6 protein-coding genes and 2 pseudogenes are annotated in these 7,001 nt (G+C 62.6%); 2 read left to right on the top strand and 6 right to left on the bottom strand.

Annotated features, from left to right (window positions below):
• A pseudogene (locus HV670_RS25495) lies at positions 1-888 on the bottom strand (hypothetical protein); the annotation flags it as partial.
• Positions 889-1,416: 528 nt separating this feature from the next.
• The gene (locus HV670_RS25490; protein ID WP_175107782.1) at positions 1,417-1,845 is read right to left on the bottom strand and encodes a hypothetical protein; all 429 of its coding nucleotides are present in this window, start codon (positions 1,843-1,845) and stop codon (positions 1,417-1,419) included.
• Between the two features lie 294 nt (positions 1,846-2,139).
• On the opposite strand from HV670_RS25490, the gene HV670_RS25485 reads away from it, so the two are divergent.
• Complete coding sequence (locus tag HV670_RS25485) at positions 2,140-3,798, top strand: EAL domain-containing protein (protein ID WP_175107781.1); 1,659 nt, start codon at positions 2,140-2,142, stop codon at positions 3,796-3,798.
• Here HV670_RS25485 and HV670_RS25480 read toward each other — a convergent pair.
• The gene (locus HV670_RS25480) at positions 3,707-4,795 is read right to left on the bottom strand and encodes a calcium:cation antiporter (protein WP_175107780.1); all 1,089 of its coding nucleotides are present in this window, start codon (positions 4,793-4,795) and stop codon (positions 3,707-3,709) included. The genes HV670_RS25485 and HV670_RS25480 overlap by 92 nt on opposite strands.
• Before the next feature lie 151 nt (positions 4,796-4,946).
• On the opposite strand from HV670_RS25480, the pseudogene HV670_RS25475 reads away from it, so the two are divergent.
• Positions 4,947-5,087, top strand: a pseudogene (locus HV670_RS25475) (diguanylate cyclase domain-containing protein); the annotation flags it as partial.
• 51 nt (positions 5,088-5,138) lie between these two features.
• Here the strand turns inward: HV670_RS25475 and HV670_RS25470 are convergent.
• From HV670_RS25470 to HV670_RS25460, 3 genes are all read right to left on the bottom strand, one after another.
• Positions 5,139-5,366, bottom strand: a complete 228-nt coding sequence (locus HV670_RS25470; protein ID WP_175107778.1) for a hypothetical protein — start codon at positions 5,364-5,366, stop codon at positions 5,139-5,141.
• Between the two features lie 392 nt (positions 5,367-5,758).
• Entirely contained in the window at positions 5,759-6,121 is a 363-nt protein-coding gene (locus tag HV670_RS25465) for a hypothetical protein (RefSeq protein ID WP_175107777.1), read from the bottom strand.
• Positions 6,122-6,224: 103 nt separating this feature from the next.
• Positions 6,225-6,962: a peptidoglycan DD-metalloendopeptidase family protein gene (locus HV670_RS25460; RefSeq protein WP_175107776.1), complete on the bottom strand. Its 738-nt coding sequence runs from the start codon at positions 6,960-6,962 to the stop codon at positions 6,225-6,227.
• Between the last annotated feature and the right edge of the window lie 39 nt (positions 6,963-7,001).

The following is a 7,001-nucleotide window of genomic DNA, read 5'->3' as shown; positions in this document are numbered from 1 at the left end:
ACCGCCGCCGCCGCCCGCACCGCCCGTGCCGGCACCGCCGGTCGCCACGCCGCCCGTGCCCGTTGCCGCGCCCGACGTGCCTGCGCCGCCCGTACCCGTGCCTGCGCCACCGGTCGAGGTCAGGCTGGTGCTGTCGCCGTCACCCACGCTCGATGAGCCGCCACGGCCGGGTCCGGAGCCGCCTTTCGAAGCGGAGAGCGCGAGCGAACTGCCACCCTTGCCGCCACCGCCGTCACCATAGCCACCCTTGCCGCCCGAGCCGCCCTTGCCGCCGGAGCCACCCTTGCCGCCGTTACCGCCGTCGCCGCCCCAGGCGACAGCCTTCCCACCTTTGCCGCCGGCGCCGGCCGTGGCATCGCCGATGGTCGAATCGCCCGCGGTTGCGCTGCCATTCTTCGCATTGCCGCCCGAGCCGCCGTTGCCGCCGTCGCCGCCGTAGCCACCGTCGCCGCCGTAGCCCTTGCCACCATAGCCGGCACCGCCCTTGCCACCCTTGCCGCCGTTGGCATCACCATAGTTCGTGGCAACGTTGCCAATGCCGTAGACTTGGACATTGCTCACGTAGCCATCGAGCTTGCTGGTGGCGATGGCCTTGTTGCTGTTGAACGAATCCGAGAACGTCGCTGTGGCAGTCGCCCCGTTGTTCGCTGCTGCCGTGCCGTAGCCGGCGGCGGTGGGCGTTCCGGAATTGCCGCGGTTATCGCCAGCGCTGCTGTCGTTGGCTTGGGTGGCCTGGGAATTTTCATTGGCCTCCGCTCCGGTTCCGGACTGAGTCGACGTGGCCGTCGCCGTTGCACTGTCACTATCGGTGTTGGTCGGATTTGCCAGTGCTGACGCACTGAGCCCGAAGGCTATGCAAACGGCCGACGCCATCAAAGTTCGAGTCATGGTTAAGTACTCCCTAGAAAGTACGGCTGGTTCGCCGGCATAAGCCGGTCAGCGGTTGAGCCCAGCATGGGGAGTGCCAGCTATCGGGATGGCTCCGTAAGCATTTGAAAGGATTGAGAAATATCTAAATTCGCAGGGCGTAGAAAAAAAGTTTGCGCGATGTTGATCCAACAAAGTGTTTCACCCCCACGTACGAGTTTCGGGGGCAACATCACCTTTCTTACAAATACATAACATCATTCTTCCAGCAGATTCAATAGCTTAGAACCGTTTGTTCGCGCACATTCAGCGAGGCGAAAAACGTTTCATCTATGAACAATTAAATCGATGAAGCCGCCGCTGGTGGTGGTGACCCCCGTTGCGCTTTGACCAGCAAGGATTTGCGGGCGACCGGGGGCGGTCACACACACTGAGTCAAGTGCGGGCAATAGAAATAGGTGATTAAAACCGTTGTTTGCCGGCAATGCGGCACACCACGGAGTAGGGCGAGTGGCGAAGCGCCTGCCAGCCCCGTCGTCCCGGGGGCGATTATTTGGCGGTCGCCCGTCGCGCGAGCATGGCCTTGTCGAACTCGCCTGTGAGCGAGGTGAGTGCCGAAATAAGATTGGTCCGCTTTTGTGCCAGTGAAAGCCCCGACGCTTGGGTCAAGATCGTTGAGTCGCTCGCATGCGGACTAAGATAGCGACCATCAGGCAAACGCCGCGACAGGCCGAGGGAGAGATACACCGCCTCCTGCTGGTTGCCGATGTCGCGCGAAAACGCGATGACACGGATACCGTACCCCTGTTCGGGGAACACCGTATCGAACTGCTTGCTCAAGCCCCGTGTCAACAGGCTTGCAATGTCCTGTTCGGACAACGGCACATTGGTCAGGCGCGTCGTCGCATCGAAGGCAAGCGCCCGAGAGGCGATGCATATGAAGACGATGCCGATCAGGAACTGCCGGGCCATGCGCATTACTCTATCTCCGCCAAAGGTAAGGCCCGCACGGTTGTGCGTTCACTCGTGTGTTTGGCCGTGTGAAGGCTCTTGGGTTCGCTGCTTTATCCGCTTTTTTCCTTGGTTTTTTTGTCTTTGCGGATCTCGTTCACCCGCATGCCATCGGAACCAGCACAAACACTATCGCAACAACGTATCGCTGTCTGTCAGACTCAGTCTGTCAGGGATATTCCTGCTCCCCAGGATAATCGACATGAAAGCCCTTGCGCAGTCGAGCGCCGCGAATCGATCGGCCTCGTGGGGTTCGAACCCATGAAAAGACGTTTGCTGATCGTTCTCGCGGTGCTGCTGGTGCTTGCCGTCACGCTGGTACCGGCTGCGCTCGGCTTCTATCTCACGCTGCGGACGTCGGCGGCGCGCGAACACGCTCGCCTCGGCGTTTACGCTGATGCGGCGATGCTGCGGGTTGAATTGGTCTCCGGACAGTTCAGCCATGCCCTGCTCGACATGCAGCAGCTCACGACACCGCCTTGCTCGCCTGAGCATATCGCGAGCGTGCGGGCGATTGCCTTTCGCAACCGCTATGTTCAGGATGCGGGTGTCTACGACAAGGCCGGCAACTGGCTTTGCTCCTCGCTCGCGGGTGTCGTGCCGCCCGGTGCGGTGCACATGGCGGAACCGGAATGGACGGGCCTCGACGGCATGCGAGCGTGGTTGCTGACGCCGCGCCTGCTCGGCGCGGTCCGTCCCATGCTGGTGATCGGCCAGGCGGGCAACTATGTCGCGATCGATCCGCTCTCGCTCGTCGACGTGATCGATGCGCGCGACGACGGTATCGCCGTCTTCAATACCGATACAGGCCGTCTGGTCGCCGCCAATTCGGTTGCCGATCCCCGTTTGATGATGCGTGTCTATCAGCAAGGCCGTGCGGAGCTCGAGATGAAGCGGATCTATGCGATCCGGCGTTCGCAGGTCTGGCCGCTCGCGGTTGTCGTCAGCGAACCGAGGCAGAGGCTGGCCGAAGTGTGGCGCAACAGTATCTGGGGCTGGCTGGGCGCCGGTTTGCTGATCGGCGGTTGTTTCGCTTTCCTCGTGATCCGGAGCGCGAGGTACCGCCTGTCGATCGAGGGTGAGCTCGAGGCAGCGATCAGGCGGCGCGAGATCGCGGTCCAGTACCAGCCGATCGTCGAGCTCGCCACGCGCCGCTGCGTCGGCGCCGAGGCGCTGGCACGCTGGCATCATCGCGGCACGGCGATCTCGCCCGATATCTTCATCGAACTCGCGGAGCGCCATGGCCTGATCCAGTCGATCACGGACCTTGTGCTCGACCGGGTGATAGCCGAACTCGGCGGCTTCTTGCGTTCCCATCCCGACTGCTATGTGTCGATCAACGTAAGTGCGGTCGACCTGACTTCGCGGCGTTTTCTGGACTATCTCGGGCAACGGTTGAACGGCACGGGAATCGAGCCCGCCCAGATACGGATCGAGGCCACCGAGCGTGGCTTTGTCGATGCTCAGGCGGCCGTGCAGGTCATCCAGGCATTTCGCGAGGCCGGGCACCCTGTCTATATCGACGATTTCGGCACGGGTTATTCGAGCCTCTCCTATCTGCAGACCTTGCCGGTCGATGCGCTCAAGATCGACAAATCCTTCGTCGATACGATCGGCTACGAAGCGGCCTCGAGCAGCGTGGCACCGCACATCATCGGTCTCGCCCAGACGTTGGGCCTCGACGTGGTCGCCGAAGGCGTCGAGCACGAGGAGCAGGCCGCCTATCTGTATGAGAGCGGTGCACGTTTCGCGCAGGGCTGGCTCTTCTCTCCCGCGCTTTCGGCCGAAGCGTTCATGCGCTTCGTCGAGGCCGGTCCGCCCGGGAGCGTCACTGCACGATCGACAGGAACAGGAAAACCAGGAAGAGGACAAGATGAACCACCCCCTGGAGTACCGTCGTCCGCCCGGTCCCGAGCGTGATCGCACTGGTCAGCAGGGTGAGCGCGAGCATCACTGTTTCCTTCTGGTCGAGGCCTAGCACGAGCGGCTGCTGCATCGCGACGAACAACACCGCGACCGTCGGGATCGTCAGCCCGATGCTCGCGAGCACCGAGCCGAGCGCGAGGTTCAGGCTCGTCTGGAGCCGGTCCGCGCGGGCCGAGCGCAGTGCGGCCGTGCCTTCGGGCAGCAGGACCAGCGCCGCGATGATGATGCCGACCAGCGAGTCGGGCCAGCCCATATTCATCACGACGCGTTCGATCGACGGCGACAGCGTCTTGGCGAGACCGACCACGGCCACGAGCGAGACCGTCAGGAAGATCGCGCTCAATAGGGCAATTCTGGCACTGGGCCGTTTGGCGACCGCCTCCTCGTCATTGGTCGCGACCGGCAGAAAATATTGGCGGTGGCGCACCGTCTGCACGAAGACGAAGGTGCCATAGAGCACGAGCGAGATGGCGCCCGCAAACAGCAACTGCGACGAAGACAGATACGGACCGGGGACCGAGCTCGTGTAGTTCGGCATCACGAGCGTCAGCACGGAGAGCGGGGCCAGCACGGCGAGCGCGGCGCTGGCGCCCTGAATCTGGAAGTCCTGTTCGCGGTGGCGGATCCCACCGACCAGCAGGCAGAGCCCCACGATGCCATTGCAGACAATCATGATCGCGGCGAACACGGTGTCGCGTGCGAGCGCCGCTTTTTCGGGGCCGCCGGTCAGCATCACCGAGACGATCAGCGCGACTTCGATGACCGTGACGGCGACGGCGAGCACGAGCGTGCCGAACGGCTCGCCGACCCGATGCGCGATGACTTCGGCATGATGGACTGCCGAGAATACCGACGCTCCAAGTAATACCACGGCGAAAGCGAGCAGCACGGGGCCGATTTCGACCCATGGCTTGGCCAGAAGCATGATCACAGCCAGCACGGGCAGGACGCAGGTCCAAAGCGGAAGCTTGTCTGTTGACTGAATCGCCATCGGTCGAACTCCTTTATGGGTATGAGGGAGCGAGGGCCAAGTCTGCCACGGTGAGCGCGGAAATGGGGTTTCAGGCAAAAGATTTCCCGCAGACTGCCGTCGGCACGTCAAGAAATCGATCAGTTGATGACCGCCCGCTCTCCGGTTGTGGATTATCGCAAGCGTCGGCGTGTCAGCGACCCGCGAGGTATTTACAAGCTATGAAATGTTGATCAACGAAGCGGATGCCGCGTTGTACGCCGCGAAGCGGCAGGGCCGCAACCAGGTGGCGGACCTGCATGTCGGGGCCTAGTCCGGGCTTTGCCGGCCTTCCGATGCGAGCGTCGCGTGTCGGATGTTTGCCTCAGACTGCGCCGAGCCGTCTGAGCACCGCATTGCCTTCGGCCGTCAGCCGGTATTGATTCTTTTCGTCGGCGTTAGCGGTGAAAGCGACGACTTCAACGAGACTTTCGCTGCGCAGTGCCTCGAGGTAGGGATTGCCGCCTTCCACTTGCGCGGGGGCGTGCATGAGCAGCAACAGGGTCGCCAGTTCATGTGGACTCAACAGACGCGGCATGATGATGGACCTCATTCAATCGTTCTTAGTGATTGGCCTGCGCGCGATACACCACCTCTACCCGCCTGCCTGTGTTCAATGCTGCTGAAACGAGTCGCCATGATGCATGACTAGAAAGGCAGGCACGCTACAAAATGTATCGAAGTTGTGTCTAGTCATTACGGGATCTCGTGCTCGCATCTTGCCGGTCGATGTGGGGTTGCGTCGGCGCATTTCAAGAGGGGCAGGGAAGCCACGCCGGGCGTCCGCTGCAGAGCGCTTGCGATCCAGTTGTCCGCTGTTACGTTCACACTGTCCGCGTCCGCGCTCAGGTGTAGGCAACTCATGTTCCAGAGTGCCTTTCCTGTTCGATTCCGATTCCGCCCCAGGGATTCGATGCGGCTCCCCGCACGAGCTTGCACAAGCCTTTATTGCTTGCAGCGTACGAGCATCGATCGGTTTTTCACATTCGACGAAAGCATGCCGCCGAGCGAGCCGCCGGCTGGTGCGCCACCATCGCCATCTTTCGAGACGACGTCGTAGCCGTAGGCACCGCATGCTTCGCCAGCCTCCTTGTAGCAGGCGGCCCAGCTCGAGCCCGAGGAGTCGCCGCTGCAATTGACGGTGAAGCCGACGTCTCCGCTCGGCAGGTAGGTCTGCTTGGTCGACGTGGTGTTGCAGGCTGCCGCCAGCAGCGTGGCTGCGCAGGCAAGCCCTGCTGCGAGCGAGCGCCGTCGCAGGATATCGAAGCGGGCGGCGCGGGGAGCCTCAAGGTTTCGAGTCGCTGTCATCACATGCCCCTTATTCGCTTGCCAGTTGGGAAACGTGCGGGCATTCGTCGAGACTGCCGCGTGGATGTTCGTGTTCGCCGGCACCGGGACGTGGGAGAGGCGCTCAGCGAGGCGGCAGGTAGCGCGATGGATCGATCGATGTGCCCCGATAGCGCAATTCGAAATGCAGCATCATGCGATCGGTATCCGTATTGCCCATTTCTGCAATCTTCTGTCCCTGCCTGACCGTGTCGCCTTCGTGGACCAGTAGTGCCCGATTGTGCGCGTATGCGGTCAAGAAATCGGCATTGTGCTTCACGATCAACAACATGCCGTACCCGCGAAGCTTGTCGCCCGCGTAGACGACGGTGCCCGCCCCAGCCGCGACGACCGGTTCGCCATCACTACCAGCAATATCGATGCCTTTGTTGCTGCCGGCGCTGAAGCCGCGGACGACCCGGCCGGCAGCAGGCCAGATCAGCGAGATCGAGACGCTCGAGGGAGGGGGCTTCGGCGCATAGGCGCCCGATGCGCTGGCCGATGAGCCCGACGAGGGGGGAGGACGATTGCCTGCGCTCTTCTCCGGCGACGTGCCGCCGCTACCGCTTTCCGTTCTGACCGGTGCGTTGCCGTTGGGTGGGACGACGCGCAAGACCTGTCCCACTTCCAGGTCGTTCGGGTCACGCAACTGATTCCAGCGTGAGAGTGCCGCGACCGAGGTCCGGTTGCGCGCGGCAATGCGCGATAGCGTATCGCCGCGCTCGACACGATAGTAGCCGGCGCCGACGGGCGCCGATCCGCAGGCCGCGAGCACACACAGAAGCGCCGCACAGCCGATTCCCCGCAAGACTCTGATTGTCATTGTCAACAGCAGACGCGCCGACATGATGCAGCGCGGAAT

This window comes from Pararobbsia alpina (assembly GCF_902859895.1).
Taxonomy (GTDB): Bacteria; Pseudomonadota; Gammaproteobacteria; order Burkholderiales; family Burkholderiaceae; genus Pararobbsia; species Pararobbsia alpina.
This window is presented reverse-complemented; position numbering and strand designations above follow the sequence as displayed.